Origin of the sequence: Burkholderia anthina (genome assembly GCF_902498995.1) — a bacterium.
GTDB lineage: Bacteria > Pseudomonadota > Gammaproteobacteria > Burkholderiales > Burkholderiaceae > Burkholderia > Burkholderia anthina.
Genome location: NZ_CABVLY010000008.1, coordinates 43,934 through 60,682 on the forward strand (window position 1 = coordinate 43,934; position 16,749 = coordinate 60,682).

Below are 16,749 nucleotides of genomic sequence, written 5' to 3' on the forward strand. Positions count from 1 at the left end.
CTGTCTTTGCGCGCGCGTCGAGCCGATGCCCGCAAAACAAGCTCGCCCCGGCGGTGGCCTCCGCGCTAGAGTGGACGCCAACCGCCTTCACGCGGAGGGCGACGGGAGATCGAATCATGCAGCTTCAAACCGGCAACCTGTTCGACATCGAACGGACCCGAAGCGACGACGAGCAGGTCGACGTACTCATGGCCGGCGCGCGCCTGAACGTCGAGCGGATCGTGTCGATGGGGCATGCGAGTCCCGACGGGTTCTGGTACGACGATCCGCGCGCGGAATGGGTTGCGCTGCTGTCCGGTGCGGCCGCGCTCGAATTCGAAGGCGATCCTGCGCTTCACGACATGCGCCCCGGCGACTACGTGCTGATCGCGCCGCATTGCCGGCATCGCGTCGCGTGGACGCATCCGGAAGAGCCGACCGTGTGGCTCGCGATCTATCACGAACGCTGAGCAGCGGCCATCGAGGCCGCGTGTCTTCCGGGCGGCACTTTTCTGAATCCGGCGAAAATCGGTTCGATGCAACCGGCAAGGTTGTCGTGAAAGTCCTGCCGGCGCGCTATCGCGATCCGGCGAGCGGCAGGGCGTGGAGCGGGCGCGGTGACGCGCCGCTCCGGATCCGGGGCAAGGATCGCCGCCGGTTCGTCATCGTCAAGCCGCCGTCGATGGGCAAGAAGACGAAGAGGGGATGACGGAACATGCGGTGCGCGGCACCCGGCACCGCCGCCCGGTCGAATCCCAGCGATCCCGCTTATCCACGCCCGACGAACGGCATCGTCGTCGCCATGATCGTCATGTTCAGGATGTTCGTGTCCAGCGGAAGATTCGCCATCTGAACGACCGCGTTTGCCACGTGCGTGACGTCCATCCGCGCTTCGGGCGCCATGCGTCCGTCGGCCTGCAGCACGCCGTCCGTCATCCGGTCCGTCAGCGACGTCGCCGCGTTGCCGATGTCGATCTGGCCGCACGCGATGTTGTACGCGCGGCCGTCGAGTGCGAGCGACTTGGTGATGCCGGCCACCGCATGCTTGGTGGCCGTGTACGCGATCGTGTTCGGGCGCGGCGTATAGGCCGAGATCGAACCGTTGTTGATGATCCGGCCACCCTGCGGCGTTTGCGCTTTCATCACGCGCCACGCTGCCCGTGCGCACAGGAAGACGCCCGTCAGGTTCGTCGCGACGACGGCGTTCCACACGTCGAATGCATATTCGTCGAGTGCAACGGCCGGCGCATTGCGCCCGGCGTTGTTGAAGAGCACGTCGAGCCGGCCGAACTGCTGCGCAATCTGCGCGAACGCATGATCGACCGATGCTTCGTCGGTGACGTCGGCCGGAAACACGTGCGCATCGCCGTGAGCGGCGACGATCGCCTCTTTCGTTTCACGCAACGATTCTTCGCGGCGTCCGATCAGCGCGACGGTAAATCCCGCGCCGGCGAGTGCGATCGCCGCGGCACGACCGATGCCGGAGCCGGCGCCCGTGACGGCTGCGAATTTCTGCGAGACAGACATGACTTGATTCCCTGCGGGTTGGGTGACGAAAGAGAGGCGGCAAGGGTGCGATGGCATCGACGCGCGCCGGTTGAAGCGTCATCGTACCGCGCACCGCGGGTTTCGCGGCGCGGGCCGCTATTGCTTGCGCGCCGGCGCCGTCTTTCGGCCGCGTGTTTCGGCTTCCGAGAACAGGCTGACCACGACATCGCGCAACCACCGGTTGCCTTCGTCCTGATTCACGCGCGTATGCCACAGCAGATGAATCGGCGCACCCGGCAGCGTGACGGGCAACGCCCGCCAGCTCAGCGAAAACGGCGCGGCGAGCTGCAGCGCGAGATGCTCGGGCACGGTCGCGATCAGGTCGGTGCGTTGCAGGATGTAGCCGACGCTCATGAAATGCGGCACCGTGAGCCGCACGCGGCGCTTGACGCGCCGCCGCTTCAGCCATTCGTCGACCTGCCCGTGGCCGGTGCCGGCCGACACCACGACCAGATGCTCGGCGCCCCGCCATGCGTCGACCGTCAATGGCGCGTCTTCGAGCGGATGCCCGCGGCGGAACAGGCATACGTACCGCTGATCGAACAGCCGGCGCTGATAGAACCCGCCTTGCAGTTGCGGCAGCAGCCCGATCGCGAGATCGACGCGACCGTCGGCCATTTCGTCGCTGAGGTTCACGCTCGTGTTGCGCACCGTATTGAGCGCGATGCCCGGCGCCGTTTTCGACAGATGTTCGAGCAACGCGGGCAGGAACACGACTTCGCCGATATCGGTCATCCCGATCGTCATCGTGCGCGACGCGCGCAGCGGATCGAAACCCGTCTCCGGATTGAGCGCCGCATGCAGCGTCGACAGCGCCTGCGCAACCGGCTCGGCCAGACGCAACGCGAACGGCGTCGGAACCACGCCGCCGGGCCCGCGCACGAACAGCGGATCGCCGAGCCGGCGGCGCAGTTTCGCGAGCGCGTTGCTCACGCCGGGCTGGCTCATGTTCATCTGCTCGGCGACGCTCGACACGCGCCGCTCCTGCATCAGCCGCTGAAAAAGCAGCAGCAGATTGAGGTCGATCTCGCTCAGTTCCATGGTGTCGCAGCGCTCCCGATCATTCCGTTCAGTGATGAAGCAGATTCCATGCATTTTATTGTGGGATAAGGGTTCGCTGCTGAAAATACCGACACGGCGCATGCATTCGACAGGCGCGCCGAGCAGGTCACGCGCGCCGCGGCCTCGATAACTGACTATCTGAATCCCGGAGACACCTTCATCATGCAGACCCATCTGAACATCGCGATCGTCGGCGCCGGTATCGGCGGCCTGACGCTGGCGCTCGCGTTGCGCGAGCGCGGCATCGACGCGCAACTGTACGAGCAGACCGACGTGCTGCGCGAGGTCGGGGCGGCCGTCGCGCTGTCGGCGAATGCGACGCGCTTCTACGAACGGATGGGATTACGTTCCGCTTTCGACGCGGTATGCGCGGAAATCCCGGCGCTCGTCTATCGCGACGGGCGCAGCGGGGCGGTCATCGGCCATCATCGCGGCGAACCCGACTATCGCCGGCAATTCGGCGGGTCGTACTGGGGCGTGCATCGCGCGGACCTGCAGGCGATCCTGTCGAAGGCGGTCGGTGTCGAGCAGATCCATCTCGGCCATCGACTGGTCGATCTCGCGCAGCATCCGGACCGCGTGACGCTGACGTTCGACAACGGCAAGCGTGTCGATGCCGATCTCGTGATCGGCGCGGATGGCGCGCGTTCGATCACGCGGCGCTGGATGCTCGGCTACGACGACGTGCTGTATTCGGGCTGCTCGGGTTTTCGCGGCGTGGTGCCGGCCGAGCGGATGGACCTGCTGCCCGATCCGGAAGCCATCCAGTTCTGGGTCGGGCCGCACGGCCACCTGCTGCACTATCCGATCGGCGACAACGGCGACCAGAACTTCCTGCTGGTCGAACGTCATCCGTCGCCGTGGCCGTCGCGCGAGTGGGTCATGCCGGCCGAAGAGGGCGAGCAATTGCGCCTGTTCAAGGACTGGCACCCGGCGGTGGTGCAGATGATCACCGCGGTGCCGGTCAGCCAGCGCTGGGGGCTGTTCCACCGGCCGCCGCTCGGCCGCTGGAGCCGCGGGCGCGTGACGCTGATCGGCGACGCCGCGCACGCGCTGGTGCCGCATCACGGGCAGGGCGCGAACCAGTCGATCGAGGATGCGGTGGTGCTGGCCGGGCAACTGGCGAAGGCCGGGCCGGGCAACTGGCGCGAAGCGCAGGAAGCGTACGAGCGGCTGCGGCGCGGTCGCACGCGCAAGGTGCAGTACGCATCGATCACGGCCGCCGACGTGCTGCATCTGCCCGACGGGCCGGCCGCGCGGGCGCGCAATGTCCGGCTCGGCGAACGCGGCAGCGTGCTGCATCACCTGGACTGGATCCACGATTTCGACGCGCTCGCCGACGAGCCGAACGAGCGGCAGGGCGGTACGTGGCTTTGACGGGCCGCGCATGGCGCGCCCGGCCCGGCGCGCACGCGAGCGTTTGCCGCTGAACCCGGCCGATTCGCACGCAGGTCGGCCGCATGGCCCTCACGCGTAGTCGGCCACCTGTTCGGCGTCGCGCTTGACCTGCTCGATGTCGCGGAACCGCGCAGCCGGATGGGCGTCCGGCAACCGCGCGGCGCCGCCGAACAGCTTCTCGCGCAGCGTGCCGGGCGCGTATCCGGTCGGGTAGACGCCGCGCCGCTGCAACTCCGGCACGAGGTAGCGGACGATGTCCTCGAACGTTTCGTGCGCCACGGCGTACGCGAGATTGAAGCCGTCGACGTCGGTTGCGGCGACCCATTCCTGCAGGATGTCCGCGACCGTCTGCGCGGAGCCGACGAACACGGGGCCCATCCCGCCGATTCCGCCCCACGCGGCCAGTTCCTCGATCGTCCACGCGGTGTCGCCACCGGCCAGATGCTCGACGGCCGACACGATCGCATTCGTTTCGACGCGCCTGACGGGGTCGGTCGGCGCGTACTGGCCGAAGTCGATGCCGGTCCAGCCGGACATGAACACGAGCGAACCGTCGTACGACACGTAGCGGCGATATTCGTCGAACTTCGCCTGTGCCTTCTCGTCGGTTTCGTCGACGATCACCGTGACGAGGTTGTAGATCAGCACGTCGCGCGGGTCGCGCCCCGCGGCTGCGGCCTGTGCGCGCACGTCGGCGACATAGCGCGCGAGCTGCGGGCGGGTAGGCGCGGCGACGAACACGCATTCGGCGTGCCGTGCGGCGAACGCCTTGCCGGGGCCGGACGCGCCGGCCTGGAACAGCACCGGCGTGCGCTGCGGCGACGGCTCGCACAGGTGATAGCCGGGCACGTCGAAGAACCGCCCCTTGTGGCCGATCTCGTGCACCTTCTCGGGGTGCGTGAACACGCGGCCGTCGCGATCGCGCACGACCGCGCCGTCTTCCCAGCTTCCTTCGAACAGCTTGTACAGCACCTCGACATATTCGGCCGCGACCGCATAGCGATCGTCATGCGTGCGCAGCCCGTTGTCGCCGACGTTCTTCGCGCCGCTTTCCAGGTACGACGTGACGATGTTCCATGCGAGCCGGCCCTTGGTGTGATGGTCGGCCGTCGACAGGCGGCGTGCGAACGTGTACGGATGCTCGAACGTCGTCGACGCGGTAATGCCGATGCCGAGATGTTCGGTCGCCATCGCGATCGGCGCGGCGAGTTGCAGCGGATCGTTGACCGGAATCTGCGCGGCCTGATGCAGCGCGTGATAGTTGCTGCCGTGGTAGACGTCGTAATAGCCGATCACGTCCGCGATGAAGATCGCGTCGAAGATGCCGCGCTCGAGCACGCGGGCGAGATCGGTCCAGTAGTCGAGGTCCTTGTACTGCCACGAGCGGTCGCGCGGATGCGCCCACAACCCCGGCGACTGATGGCCGACGCAGTTCATCTCGAATGCGTTGAAGCGAATGGTCTTGCTCATCGGGCGGCTCCCGTTTCGGTGCCGGCGCCTGCACCGTTGCCGACGCGCCAGCCGAACGGCGGCGTGCGTCCGTTGACGATCCAGTCGCCGACGACCCGCCTGAAGCGGCTCGCCAGTGCGTCGTAATCGGTGCCCGTGGAAAGATCGGTGTCTGCGTGCGACGAAGTCATGCGTGTTCCTCGAAGGGCGGGGCCGTTTGCACCGGGAGGCCCAGTATAGGAAGCGTGACGCGAGCGTTCCAATAACGGATTCGCAGATCGTTATCGTCGATACGCATTATGTGCGCGGCTGCGCGGAAGTTTCGACGTCAACGCGTCGATTGCGACGTCGAAGCGTGGAATCGGGCGCCGTGCCGCATCGTGTCGTTTGTTATCCGAAGGAATAACGTTACGAGAATCGCTCGGTTTGCCGGCCCGCGATGCACTGCTAGATTCAGTGCTTTCGTCATCCATCAGGAGAGCCCGATGTCCGATACGAGCGCCACGATTCACGAGCAGCCGGCCGACGCGAAACCGCAGGTTGCCCGCGTGATTGCCGACGACGCACAGGCGATCGCGGCCGCGCATGCGCTGGCGCAGCGGCTCGCGCAAGGCGCGGCCGAGCGCGATCGCGAGCGCCGGTTGCCGCGCGACGAGATCGAATGGTTCTCGCAGTCGGGGTTGTGGGCGATCACGGTGCCGAAGGCCTATGGCGGCGCGGGCGTGTCGCATGTGACGCTCACCGAGGTGATCAAGATCGTCGCGGCGGCCGACGGGTCGCTCGGGCAGTTGCCGCAGAATCATTTCGGGCTGGTCGACGTGATCGCGCTGGTCGGCACCGACGCGCAGAAGCGTCATTTCTTCGCGGAGATCCTGAGCGGCAAGCGGTTCGGCAACGGCTTCTCGGAGAAGGGCACGAAGCACGTGCTCGACCTGAAGACGCGCGTGCGCCGCGACGGCGACGACCACGTCGTCGACGGCACGAAGTTCTATTCGACGGGCGCGCTGTTCGCGCACTACGTGCCGGTGCTCGGCCTCGACGATGCACAGCAGGCATGGCTCGCCTACGTGCCGCAGCCGACACCGGGGCTCACCGTGATCGACGACTGGTCGGGCTTCGGCCAGCGCACGACCGCGAGCGGCACGGTCGTGCTCGATCGCGTGCGCGTGCCGGCGTCGCACGTGCTGCCCGCGCAGCGTGTGTCGGACGAGCCGACGCTCAACGGCCCGCTGTCGCAGATCATCCAGGCGGCGATCGATGCAGGCATCGCGAAGGCGGCCATCGCCGATACCGAGGCGTTCGTGCGCACCCGCACGCGTCCGTGGGTCGACAGCGGCGTGGAGCGGGCTACCGACGATCCGCTGATCGTGCGCGAAATCGGCAGGCTGCACATCCGGCTTCATGCGGCGGAAGCGCTGCTCGAACGCGCGGCGCGCACGCTGGACGAGATCGGCGCGCGCGGCACGGTGACGGACGACGACGTTGCGCGCGCATCGGTCGCGGTCGGCGAAGCGAAGGTGCTGACGACGGAAATCGCGCTGCTCGCGGGCGAGAAGCTGTTCGAGCTGGCCGGCACGCAGTCGACGCTCGCCGAACACAATCTCGATCGCCACTGGCGCAACGCGCGCACGCATACGCTGCACGATCCGGTGCGCTGGAAATATCACCTCGTCGGCAACTACTATCTGAATGGCGTGCGTCCGGCGCGCCATGCGTGGAACTGAACGTCGAGCCAGACCGCGCGCCGATCCGGCGCGATCGCCGACACGCATTGCGCCGGAGGATGCGGCGCGGTGCAGCTCGGGATGACGTGAAGGGGGGATGCGTCAGGCACGCGTTGCATACGCGCCTGGCGCGGAACCAGGCTTCGTCACTTCACGCATTCGAGCGCGTACTTCAGGCCCTGGCCGAGCAATCCGCGCCACACTTCCCACGTATGCCCGCCGCCGACGATGCGCAGCTCGGCCGCGTTCTGCGCGCGCCGCAGGTGCGTGTACAGCATGCTCGATTCCGCCTGGATCGTCAGGTCGTCGTCGCCGGCCGCGATGAACATCGGCACGCGCCAGTTGCGCGCGAAATAGCCGCGCATCAGCGTCGGGTAGTTGAGCTCGTGCCACACGCGCGGATCGAACTGCCGGTCGCCGAATACGCCGACGTAGCGCGCGGCGGAATTGAGCGGCGGCTCGTTCGCGTAGATCGCGGGGCTCAGCAGCATCGCGCCGCAGAACAGGCCCGGCTCGAGCAGCAGGAAACGCAGCGCGCCGAAGCCGCCCATCGACACGCCGCCGATCGCGCGGCCCGCGCGCTGGTTCGATACCGCGAAGTGCGCTTCGACTTCCGGCAGCAGGTCGTTGAGGAACGCGCTCTGCATTTTCTCCTTGCGATCGACGTACCAGTCGGTGCCGCCTTGCGGCATCACGATCACGACGGGCGGAATCTCGTGGCGTTCGATCAGCGTGTCGGTCGTGGCCTGCAGCCGGCCCTGCGTGATCCAGTCGTTCGCGTTGCCGGCATTGCCGTGCAGCAGGTACATCACCGGATAGCGTGCGCCCTCCGGGTTGTAGCCGGGCGGCAGGTAGACCGTATAGGACCAGTCGCGCTTCAGCGACGCCGAACGAAACGAGCGCAGCATGATGCTGCTGCCGGGATTGACCGGTGCCTCCTGCGCGACCGGCGTCGACGGGGCGGCCTGGACCATCGACGGCGAGGCCGGCGATGCCGCGGCCGCGCCCTGGGTGGCATGGGCGGTGGCGACGGAGCCGGCGAGCAGGGCGACGGCGAACGGTAGGGCAAGTCGGCGCATGGCGAATCGTTTCAGGAAGGGCGCCCGCTATCGTAGCAGCGGCGCGTGATGGCGCGGCGCGTCACCGCCGCGAACGGAACGGGAACGGCAGTCGCGACACGAACGGCGCATAGAGCTTCGCGACGAGATACAGCAAACCGATCGCGACGACGTCGGCGGTCAGGCCGAGCGGCACGTCGAGGTAGCCTTCGGTCGCCTGGTACAGCAGCGAATCGACCGCGAGCGAGATGCAGGTGCCGGCGACGAAGCACAGCAGCCCCTGCCGGCCGATCGTGCCGATCCACGGCATCGCGTGCGCGACCTTCTTCATCCACCCGAGGTGCACGAGCTTGGCCGCGAGCCATGCGATCGCGAGGAAGTTTCCGAGCCGCAGCGCGCCGAGGTTCTGCTTGATCGACGGATCGGTCGGAAACGGCTCGACGCGCAGCCGGTAGTACGCGCCGGCCGCGACGATCGCGAGCGCCGCGGCCGTGAGCAGCCAGCCCTGCGGCTTCGGCGCGAGCGTCTGGTAGACGGGCTGGCAGCGCGCGATCACGCCGAATACGAACAGGAACTGCCACGCGAACGGATTGAAGTCCCACGGCATGCCTTCGACGGTCGGCAGGAAGCGCGCGGCATGCGGCGCCGCGTACCACAGCGATCCGCTGAACGCGAGCAGCAACCACGGCTGCGCGCGCGCGAGCGGCAGCGCGAGCGGGACGAGCAGCGCGAAGAACGCGTACATCGGCAGCACCGATGCGAGATACGGCTGGCGGCGGAACAGCAGGATGTCGCGCAGCGCCGCGAGCGGCTTGTGGAGCAGACCGTCGAGATCGTTGGTCGGCATGTTCGGGCCGTCGATCGAGAATGCGTTCAGCACGGCGGTGATCAGCAGCATCAGGCCGGCCGTCACCAGAAACGCGCGGTAGATCTCGAACGCGCGGCGGATGAAGCGCTGGCGCGCGGCGGCCTCGTCGTGGCGCTCGGCGAGCGTGTTGTACGCGATGGCGGTGGCGAAGCCGCCGAGGAACACGAACACTTCGGCCGCATCGCACAGCGCGTACGCATGCAGCGTCACGCGCGACAGGATGCTGCCGCCGATGTGGTCGACGACGATCACGAGCAGCACGAGGCCGCGGAAGAAATCGAGCTCGGCGTAGCGGCCGGGCCGGGCGGCGGCGGTCATCGAGCCGCCTCCCGGCGCGCGCCGCGTGCGCGGCTGGCAGCCGCCGCGCATGAATCGGGGTGAAGCATGACTTCGTGAAGAAATGACGAACGGATGCGCATTGTGCCACCGATGCGACATCGCCCGGGTTTATGCGGATGGCGGGCCGGTCAGCCGCGGCCGGCAAGCCCGGTCGGGCAGGCGGGCGAGCCCGGCAGTTGGATCAGCGCAACGCTTGGCATGCCGGCGCTACGGCCCCGATGGACGGCCGGTTTGCGACGTGACACCATTTTGTCCGCGCGGCCGCACACCGCGTTGTCCGCCCTGCGGGCCACTGACCTATAAACAGACAAAAACAGACAAACAAATTCGCCGGGCGCAAAGTCTGCCCGGCACCCGGCTCCGGAGATCCGTCATGAGGAAGCACGTCATTTTTGCCGCCGCGCTGGCAGCGTTCGCCGCGCCGGCCTTCGCGCAGGACAGCGTCACGCTGTACGGCCTGATCGACGAAGGCTTCAACTACACGAACAACGTGAACGTGAACGGGGTCGGAAAAGCGGATTACCAGCTCGCGAGCGGCTATGCGCAGGGCAGCCGCTGGGGCCTGAAGGGCAGCGAGGATCTCGGCGGCGGGCTGAAGGCGATCTTCACGCTGGAAAACGGCTTCGACGTGAACAACGGCAGGCTCAACCAGGGCGGCCGGATGTTCGGCCGTCAGGCGTTCGTCGGGTTGAGCGCGTCGCGCTTCGGCACGCTGACGTTCGGTCGCCAGTACGATTCCGTCGTCGACTATCTCGCGCCGCTGACCGCGAACGGCAACTGGGGCGGCACGCTGTTCTCGCATCCGTTCGACAACGACAACACGGACAACTCGTTCCGCGTCAACAACACGGTCAAGTACGCGAGCCCCGACTGGAACGGGCTGACCTTCGGCGGCACCTACAGCTTCAGCAACAGCACGGGCTTCTCGACCAATCGCCAGTACAGCGTCGGCGCGCAGTATTCGCTGGCCGGGCTGCAGGTCGCGGCCGCGTACCTGCAGGCGAACAGCCCCGGCGTCGGCAGCGCGGGCGCGATCGCGTCCGACGATGCGAATTTCGTCGCCGAGCGCCTGCGCATCTTCGGCGGCGGTATCAACTATACGTTCGGCCCGGCGACGGTCGGCTTCGTCTATACGAAGACCGACATGAAGAACCCGGTGTCGACCGTCTACCTGCCGGCGACGGCGTTCGACGGGCTCGGGCTGACCGCGACGAAGTTCCAGAATTTCGAGATCAACGGCAAGTACCAGCTCACGCCTGATTTCTATCTCGGCGCGCAGTACGTGTACACGGACGGCAAGTTCGACGGCGCGGGCGGCTCGTTCAAGCCGAAATACCACACGGTCGGCCTGATGGCCGACTACAGCCTGTCCAAGCGCACCGACGTCTACCTGCAGGGCGCATGGCAGAAGGTCGCCGGCGACAAGACGGGCACGGCGGCCGACGGTGGCTACGTCGTCGGCACCGACGGGCCGTCGTCGTCGTCGAACCAGTTCGCGGTGCGCGCCGCGATCCGCCACAAGTTCTGAGCGTGCGATGCCGTCATGACGCCCGGTGCGTGTCGCCGAGCGTTTGCGCGAGCCAGTCGACGAAGATCCGCACGCGCGGCGCCAGATGGCGGCCGTGCGGAAACACGACCGACACCGGCAGCGGCGCGGCATGCCATTCCGGCAGCACCTCGACCAGCGAACCGTCTTCGATGAGCGGCGCGAGCCCGTCGCGCGGCGCCTGGATCAGCCCGAGGCCCGCGACGCAGCACGCGAGATACGCTTGCGAGCTGTTGACCGCGACGACGCTGCGCATCTTCACCGTATGCAGCTCGCCCGAATCCATATCCGCATATTCCCAGTCCAGCTCGCGGCCCGTGCGGTTCGAGAAATAGCCGACCGCGACGTGGTCGGGCAAATCGTCCGGCGAGCGCGGCGTGCCGTATTGCGCGAGATAGCCGGGCGACGCGCAATTGATCTGCGCCATCTCGCCGATGCGCCGCGCGACGAGCGACGTGTCGGACAGCACGCCGACCCGCACCGCGCAGTCGATCCCGTCGGCGACGAGATCGACGAAGCGGTCGGACGTGCTCAGCACGACGCGCAGGTCGGGATAGCGCGCGTGGAAATCCGGCAGCGCCGGGATTACTTCGTTCAGTGCGAAGCGCTCGGGCAGGTCGACGCGGATCAGGCCGCGCTGCGCCGCGCCGGCTTCGTCGAATAGCGTCTCGGCATCGTCGAGATCGGCGAGCAACCGCGTGCAGCGCTCGTAGTAGGTCGCACCTTCGACGGTCAGCGCGACGCGCCGGGTGGTCCGCTGCAGCAGGCGCACCCTCAGGTGTTTTTCCAGATACTGGACGGCATTGCTCACCGTCGGGCGCGGCAATTGCAACTGCTCGGCCGCTTTCGTGAAGCTGCCGAGGTGGGCGACGCGCGCAAAGATGCGCATTGCTTGCAGATGATCCATGCGGGGCGTTGGGAAATGGGCAGAGGCTCCATTGTTAATCAGCGTCGAATGATTTGGTTGGGCGTTTCGTGTTTATCGCGCGCGGCAATGCGCCCAGAATCCGGTTCATTCACTCACCACTGCAAGGAAACGGACATGGACAAGCGTCAACTGGGCCGCACGGGCCCGCAGGTTTCGGCGATTGCACTCGGCTGCATGGGGATGTCGGATTTCTACGGGCCGGCGGATCGCGACGAAAGCATCGCGACGCTGCACGCGGCGCTCGACAACGGGATCACGTTGCTCGATACGGGCGACTTCTACGGGATGGGCGACAACGAAATGCTGATTCGCGATGCGCTGCGCGGCCGGACCCGCGACCAGGTGCTGATCAGCGTGAAGTTCGGCGCGCTGCGCGATCCGGCCGGCGCGTTCACCGGCTACGACGCGCGGCCCGCGGCGATCCGGAATTTCGTCGCGTATTCGCTGAAGCGCCTCGGCACCGACCATATCGACATCTACCGGCCCGCGCGCGTCGATCCGGCCGTGCCGATCGAGGAGACGGTCGGCGCGATCGCCGATCTCGTGAAGGCCGGCTACGTGCGCCATATCGGTCTGTCGGAACTCGGCGCCGACACGATCCGCCGCGCGGCGGCCGTCGCGCCGATCGCCGACCTGCAGATCGAGTACTCGCTGCTGTCGCGCGGGATCGAGGCGGACATCCTGCCGACCTGTCGCGAACTGGGGATCGGCGTGACCGCGTACGGCGTGCTGTCGCGCGGGCTGCTCGGCGGCGGCTGGAGCGCGGCACGGCAGGGCGAGCGCGATTTCCGCGCGGCCAGCCCGCGCTTCCAGGGCGAGAATCTCGCGCACAACCTCGCGCTGGTCGACGCGCTGCGCGCGATCGCCGGCGAGAAGGGCGGCAATCCCGCGCAGATCGCGATCGCCTGGGCGCTGTCGCGCGGCGACGACATCGTGCCGCTGATCGGCGCACGCAAGCGCACCCAGCTGCAGGACGCGCTGCAGGCGTCTAAATTGCAACTAACGGTCAGTGATCTCGCCCGCATCGAAGCGGCGGTTCCCGCCGGGGCGGCTGCCGGCGAGCGTTATCCGGCCGCGCAGATGGCGCACCTCGACAGCGAGCAGGGCCGGGGGCCGGCGCACGGCGCATGAACGACGCGGCTGGCCGGATGACGGGGCTCGCCTGACGGGCCCGAGCCAGCCTCAGGCAAAACCAGATGGCCGGCGGCGCGACGGTGGTTCACCATCGGCGCCGTATTCAACCGGACGGAATGCCATTCATGCACATTCATACGCTGACGATCATCGTGCTGGTCTTTCTCCTGGCCGGCGCGGTCAAGGGGATGATCGGCCTCGGGCTGCCGACGATCGCGATGGGGCTGCTCACGCTCGCGATGCCGCCGTCGGCGGCCGCGAGCCTGCTGCTCGTGCCGTCGTTCATCACCAACGTATGGCAGCTGTGGCTCGGGCCGTCGTTCGGGCCGCTGTTGCGTCGTCTGTGGCCGCTGCTCGTCGGGCTGACGATCGGCACGCTGACGGGCGGCCTGCCCGCGCTCGCGGCCGGCAACGCGTGGACGCACGCGGCGCTCGGCGTCGTGCTGGTCGCGTACGGCTGCTGGGGGCTCGCCGCCGCGCGGCTGCCCGCGCCGGGGCGTCACGAAAAATGGCTGTCGGCGGTGGTCGGCTACCTGACCGGCGTCGTGACGGCCGCGACCGGCGTGTTCGTCGTGCCGGCCGTGCCGTACCTGCAGGCGCTGCGCCTGTCGAAGGACGACCTGATCCAGGCGCTCGGGCTGTCGTTTACCGCGTCGACGATCGCGCTCGGCCTGCAGCTGCGCGTGACGGGCGCACTGCAGACGGTCGATCTCGGCGTATCGGCGCTGGCGCTCGTGCCGGCGCTCGCGGGGATGATCGGCGGCCAGTATGCACGCCGCGTGATGAGCGAGAAGGCGTTCAAGCGCTGTTTCTTCGCCGGGATGATCGCGCTCGGCGCATACATGGCCGCGTCGGGGCTGCGCTGAGCGTCGCGCCGGCCGGCGTCGTCACAGTTGCGCTTCGATCGCCGCCTTGTCGATCACCGACCACACCTGCCGGATCTTGCCGTCGTGAAACTCGTAGATCACGTTCTCGGCGAACGTGACGCGCGTGCCGTCGACGGCGAGCCCCATGAACGTCCCCTTCGGCGAACACGCGAAGCGAAGCCGGCACGCGACGCGTGGCGGTTCGCATACCAGCAGCCGGATGTCGAAGTGCAGATCCGGGATGTCGCGAAAATCCTGCTCCAGCAGCGCGCGATAACCGGATAGCCCGAGCGGCCGGTCGTTGTGGATCACGTTGTCGGCGACGTGCTCGCCGAGCGCCGCCCAGTCCTGCCGGTTCAGGCAGTCGATATACGCACGGTAGCGGGTAGCGAGATCGGTTGCTGCCATGGTCATGCCTCCGTAGGTATCGATTTGGGGGCGCGGGATACGGTGCGCGTTACCGCGACGCGGTCTCGCCCGACAGGAACGCGACGAACGCCTGCGTGTATTTCGGCAGGGCGTCGAACGATCGCGCGCAGAGCGTCAGCTTGCGGTGGCCCCACGAGTCGGACAGCTCGACGAGCCGCACGTCCATCGTCTGCATCGCCCGCTCGGCCGCATGGCGCGACACGATGCCGATTCCCACGCCGCTTTCGATCACGCGGCAGATCGCGTCGAAACTCTTCAACTGCACACGGTAGCGGATCCGCTTGCCGAGCGCGCGTGCCTGATCCGCGAGATGGACCTGCAGCGCGCTGCCGTCGGTCAGCCCGATGAAATCCGCATCGGCGATCTCGTCGAACGCGACCTCGTCGCGCGTGGCGAGCGCATGCGCGGCCGGCACGACGACGATCAGCCAGTCCTCGCGGAACGGCTTCTGTTCCAGCCCGCCGAGCCCGACCGAATCCGCGACGATCCCGATTTCGGCCGTCTTGTTGCGGATCGCATGCACGATCTCCTGGCTCGAGCGCTCCTCGACGCTGATCGACAGTTTCGGGTGATGCGGCAGATACGCGGCGAGCGCGTCGGGCAGGTACTCGCTCAGCGATGCCGTGTTGCACAGCAGCCGGATGTGCCCGCGCAGCCCCTGGCCGTATTGCTGCAGTTCGCCGCGCATGTGGTCGATCTGCTGCAGCACGGTGCGCGCGTGGTGTTCGAGCGCGAGGCCGGCGTCGGTCGGCTGCGCGCCCGACTTGGTCCGGTGCAGCAGCGGCACGCCGAGCTCGTCCTCCATCCCGCGAATGCGCTCGCTCGCGGCCTGCAGCGTGATGTGGGTGCGCTCGGCGCCGCTCGTGATCGTGCCGGCCTCGCAGATGTTCAGGAAGAGCCGCAGGTCGGTCAGGTCGAAGCGCATGGTCGGGTGGGGGCGCGTAAGGATTGGAATGGCCGATAAGTTAGCAGGAACCGCAGCCGCGGTCTCAGGCTGCGCTTGAGGCCCCGTTCGCCGGTTCCGCATTTTCGGGGCACGATCGATCCCGGATCATGGCCGCATATCAACCGGGGGAGACTGTCATGCGGGGCGATTCGTCGTGGGTGGTGTCGTTCAAGATCGCGTTGCACCTGCTGTTCCTGTGCATCGGCGTCGCGTGGGCGTGCGCCGAACTGGTGGACTGGCTGCGCTGAGCCGGGCGGGCGGCGTTGGCTGTTCCGCCGACCCGCGCGCTCGATCGTTTGTTGAAAGCCATTCGAAATAATCGCGCATCGGGAAATTTCCTTCGCGTGGTAGCGCGAAGGCGGAGAAATTATTCCAAATCAAATCGTATTTCCGGCAATAAATCTGCACCGATGCCGGGTTCGTGATCGTTTGTCATCATTGTTTGCATCCGGTTACACGTCGGTCGGTCCGTTTTTGAGATGCTTGAAAGATTGTCAAACCGGAGTCGATCGTCCATGAAACAGCACGAGATTTACCGCAAGGCGGCGTGGTTGTCGGGCCTGGCCGCCGTGCTCGTCATGGCCGGTTGTGCAAGCACGCAGTCCGTTCCGCCGAGCGACACGCTGGCGGGTTCGGCGCCGCCGAGCCCGTCCGCCGCGACGCCGTCGGTTGCCGTACCGGCCGCACCGGCCGCGCCAGCGCAGGCGCCGATCCTCGTCGCGCAGAAGTACGTCGTGAAGCGCGGCGACACGCTGTCGGGCATCGCGTCGTCGAACGACTGCAGCGTGGCGGAGTTGCGCACCTGGAACAAGCTCGACGCGCGCAGCACGCTGCGCACGGGGCAGGTGCTGCGTATCGTCCGGCCGCAACCGTTGCAGGCGCCGGGTTCGACCGACAGCACGCAGCAGGCCGCTGCCGCCGGCGATGCGTCGGCCGCGAGCGACCGGCAGGTCGTGAAGGAAACGAAGCGGCACGCGGGGGCGGTTGCGCTCACGTGGCCCGCGCAAGGGCGGATCGTCGACGTGTTCCGGCCCGGGCAGAACCGTGGCATCCAGATCGCCGGGCGGTCCGGCGACCCGGTTCGGGCGGCGGCCGACGGACGCGTGATGTATGCCGGCACGGGCCTGAACGATTACGGCAGCCTGATCATCGTCCAGCACAACGCGGATTTTCTGACGGCGTATGCGCACAACCGCAAGCTGCTGGTGAAGACCGGCGACATCGTGCACCAGGGCGACGAAATCGCCGAGATGGGCGACCTCGACAACTCGCGCGTCGCGCTGCTGTTCGAGGTGCGGCGTGACGGCAAGCCGGTCAATCCGATGTCGTACTTGCCGTCGTCGCAAGGCTGACGTGCGTCGCACCGCTGGAACGCGGGCGCACTCGCTGCTACGCTAGAACCTGTTCATGCGACCCCGTTCATCGGGGGCAGGCGGACGTCTTTCGGGGATGCGCGGCCAATGCCGCCGCGAGCC

General features: G+C 67.5%; 17 protein-coding genes. 8 read left to right on the plus strand and 9 right to left on the minus strand.

The genetic code is table 11. The features are described 5' to 3' along the window. The first annotated feature begins 116 nt into the window (after positions 1 to 116). Positions 117 to 449: a cupin domain-containing protein gene (locus BME24068_RS12535; protein ID WP_096499905.1), complete on the plus strand. Its 333-nt coding sequence runs from the start codon at positions 117 to 119 to the stop codon at positions 447 to 449. Between the two features lie 20 nt (positions 450 to 469). Beyond that, the gene (locus tag BME24068_RS34995) at positions 470 to 688 is read left to right on the plus strand and encodes a hypothetical protein (RefSeq protein ID WP_420887567.1); all 219 of its coding nucleotides are present in this window, start codon (positions 470 to 472) and stop codon (positions 686 to 688) included. A gap of 59 nt (positions 689 to 747) precedes the next feature. Here the strand turns inward: BME24068_RS34995 and BME24068_RS12545 are convergent, their stop codons facing one another. Together BME24068_RS12545 and BME24068_RS12550 are read right to left on the minus strand one after the other, a co-directional pair. Beyond that, positions 748 to 1,506, minus strand: a complete 759-nt coding sequence (locus BME24068_RS12545; protein ID WP_096499903.1) for an SDR family oxidoreductase — start codon at positions 1,504 to 1,506, stop codon at positions 748 to 750. Positions 1,507 to 1,623: 117 nt separating this feature from the next. Then, positions 1,624 to 2,568 carry a LysR family transcriptional regulator gene (locus BME24068_RS12550; protein ID WP_174926250.1) on the minus strand — a complete coding sequence of 315 codons (945 nt, stop codon included), beginning with the start codon at positions 2,566 to 2,568 and terminating at the stop codon, positions 1,624 to 1,626. Between the two features lie 183 nt (positions 2,569 to 2,751). On the opposite strand from BME24068_RS12550, the gene BME24068_RS12555 reads away from it, so the two are divergent. Further along, positions 2,752 to 3,966 (plus strand): FAD-dependent oxidoreductase, encoded by a 1,215-nt coding sequence (locus BME24068_RS12555; protein ID WP_174926251.1) that lies wholly within the window; start codon positions 2,752 to 2,754, stop codon positions 3,964 to 3,966. A gap of 90 nt (positions 3,967 to 4,056) precedes the next feature. On the opposite strand, the gene BME24068_RS12560 is transcribed toward BME24068_RS12555, so the two are convergent. Then, positions 4,057 to 5,457: an LLM class flavin-dependent oxidoreductase gene (locus BME24068_RS12560; protein ID WP_174926252.1), complete on the minus strand. Its 1,401-nt coding sequence runs from the start codon at positions 5,455 to 5,457 to the stop codon at positions 4,057 to 4,059. Continuing rightward, positions 5,454 to 5,627, minus strand: a complete 174-nt coding sequence (locus tag BME24068_RS12565) for a hypothetical protein (RefSeq protein ID WP_162826147.1) — start codon at positions 5,625 to 5,627, stop codon at positions 5,454 to 5,456. The genes BME24068_RS12560 and BME24068_RS12565 overlap by 4 nt, the downstream gene beginning before the upstream one ends. Positions 5,628 to 5,921: 294 nt before the next feature. Here BME24068_RS12565 and BME24068_RS12570 point away from each other — a divergent pair, with 294 nt between their 5' ends. After that, a complete protein-coding gene (locus BME24068_RS12570) occupies positions 5,922 to 7,160 on the plus strand; it encodes an SfnB family sulfur acquisition oxidoreductase (RefSeq protein ID WP_096499895.1) in 1,239 nt (412 codons plus the stop codon). A gap of 146 nt (positions 7,161 to 7,306) precedes the next feature. Here BME24068_RS12570 and BME24068_RS12575 read toward each other — a convergent pair whose 3' ends face one another. Both BME24068_RS12575 and BME24068_RS12580 read right to left on the minus strand, forming a co-directional pair. Further along, on the minus strand, positions 7,307 to 8,239 hold the full coding sequence (locus BME24068_RS12575) for an alpha/beta hydrolase (RefSeq protein ID WP_174926253.1): 933 nt from the start codon (positions 8,237 to 8,239) through the stop codon (positions 7,307 to 7,309). Positions 8,240 to 8,300: 61 nt separating this feature from the next. Further along, on the minus strand, positions 8,301 to 9,404 hold the full coding sequence (locus BME24068_RS12580; protein WP_174926254.1) for an OpgC domain-containing protein: 1,104 nt from the start codon (positions 9,402 to 9,404) through the stop codon (positions 8,301 to 8,303). 394 nt (positions 9,405 to 9,798) lie between these two features. Between BME24068_RS12580 and BME24068_RS12585 the strand changes: the two genes are divergently transcribed. Next, positions 9,799 to 10,953, plus strand: a complete 1,155-nt coding sequence (locus tag BME24068_RS12585; RefSeq protein ID WP_174926255.1) for a porin — start codon at positions 9,799 to 9,801, stop codon at positions 10,951 to 10,953. A gap of 13 nt (positions 10,954 to 10,966) precedes the next feature. Here BME24068_RS12585 and BME24068_RS12590 read toward each other — a convergent pair whose 3' ends face one another. After that, the gene (locus BME24068_RS12590; RefSeq protein WP_096499890.1) at positions 10,967 to 11,878 is read right to left on the minus strand and encodes a LysR family transcriptional regulator; all 912 of its coding nucleotides are present in this window, start codon (positions 11,876 to 11,878) and stop codon (positions 10,967 to 10,969) included. A 135-nt stretch (positions 11,879 to 12,013) separates the two neighbouring features. Here BME24068_RS12590 and BME24068_RS12595 point away from each other — a divergent pair, with 135 nt between their 5' ends. Beyond that, the gene (locus BME24068_RS12595) at positions 12,014 to 13,030 is read left to right on the plus strand and encodes an aldo/keto reductase (RefSeq protein WP_174926256.1); all 1,017 of its coding nucleotides are present in this window, start codon (positions 12,014 to 12,016) and stop codon (positions 13,028 to 13,030) included. Between the two features lie 128 nt (positions 13,031 to 13,158). Continuing rightward, entirely contained in the window at positions 13,159 to 13,899 is a 741-nt protein-coding gene (locus BME24068_RS12600; RefSeq protein WP_172441861.1) for a sulfite exporter TauE/SafE family protein, read from the plus strand. 21 nt (positions 13,900 to 13,920) lie between these two features. On the opposite strand, the gene BME24068_RS12605 is transcribed toward BME24068_RS12600, so the two are convergent. Both BME24068_RS12605 and BME24068_RS12610 read right to left on the minus strand, forming a co-directional pair. Continuing rightward, on the minus strand, positions 13,921 to 14,307 hold the full coding sequence (locus tag BME24068_RS12605) for an ester cyclase (protein WP_174926257.1): 387 nt from the start codon (positions 14,305 to 14,307) through the stop codon (positions 13,921 to 13,923). A gap of 49 nt (positions 14,308 to 14,356) precedes the next feature. Next, entirely contained in the window at positions 14,357 to 15,253 is an 897-nt protein-coding gene (locus BME24068_RS12610; protein ID WP_174926258.1) for a LysR family transcriptional regulator, read from the minus strand. A 536-nt stretch (positions 15,254 to 15,789) separates the two neighbouring features. On the opposite strand from BME24068_RS12610, the gene BME24068_RS12615 reads away from it, so the two are divergent. Continuing rightward, positions 15,790 to 16,626, plus strand: coding sequence for a peptidoglycan DD-metalloendopeptidase family protein (locus BME24068_RS12615; protein ID WP_174926259.1), 837 nt, complete (start codon positions 15,790 to 15,792; stop codon positions 16,624 to 16,626). Positions 16,627 to 16,749: the final 123 nt, after the last annotated feature.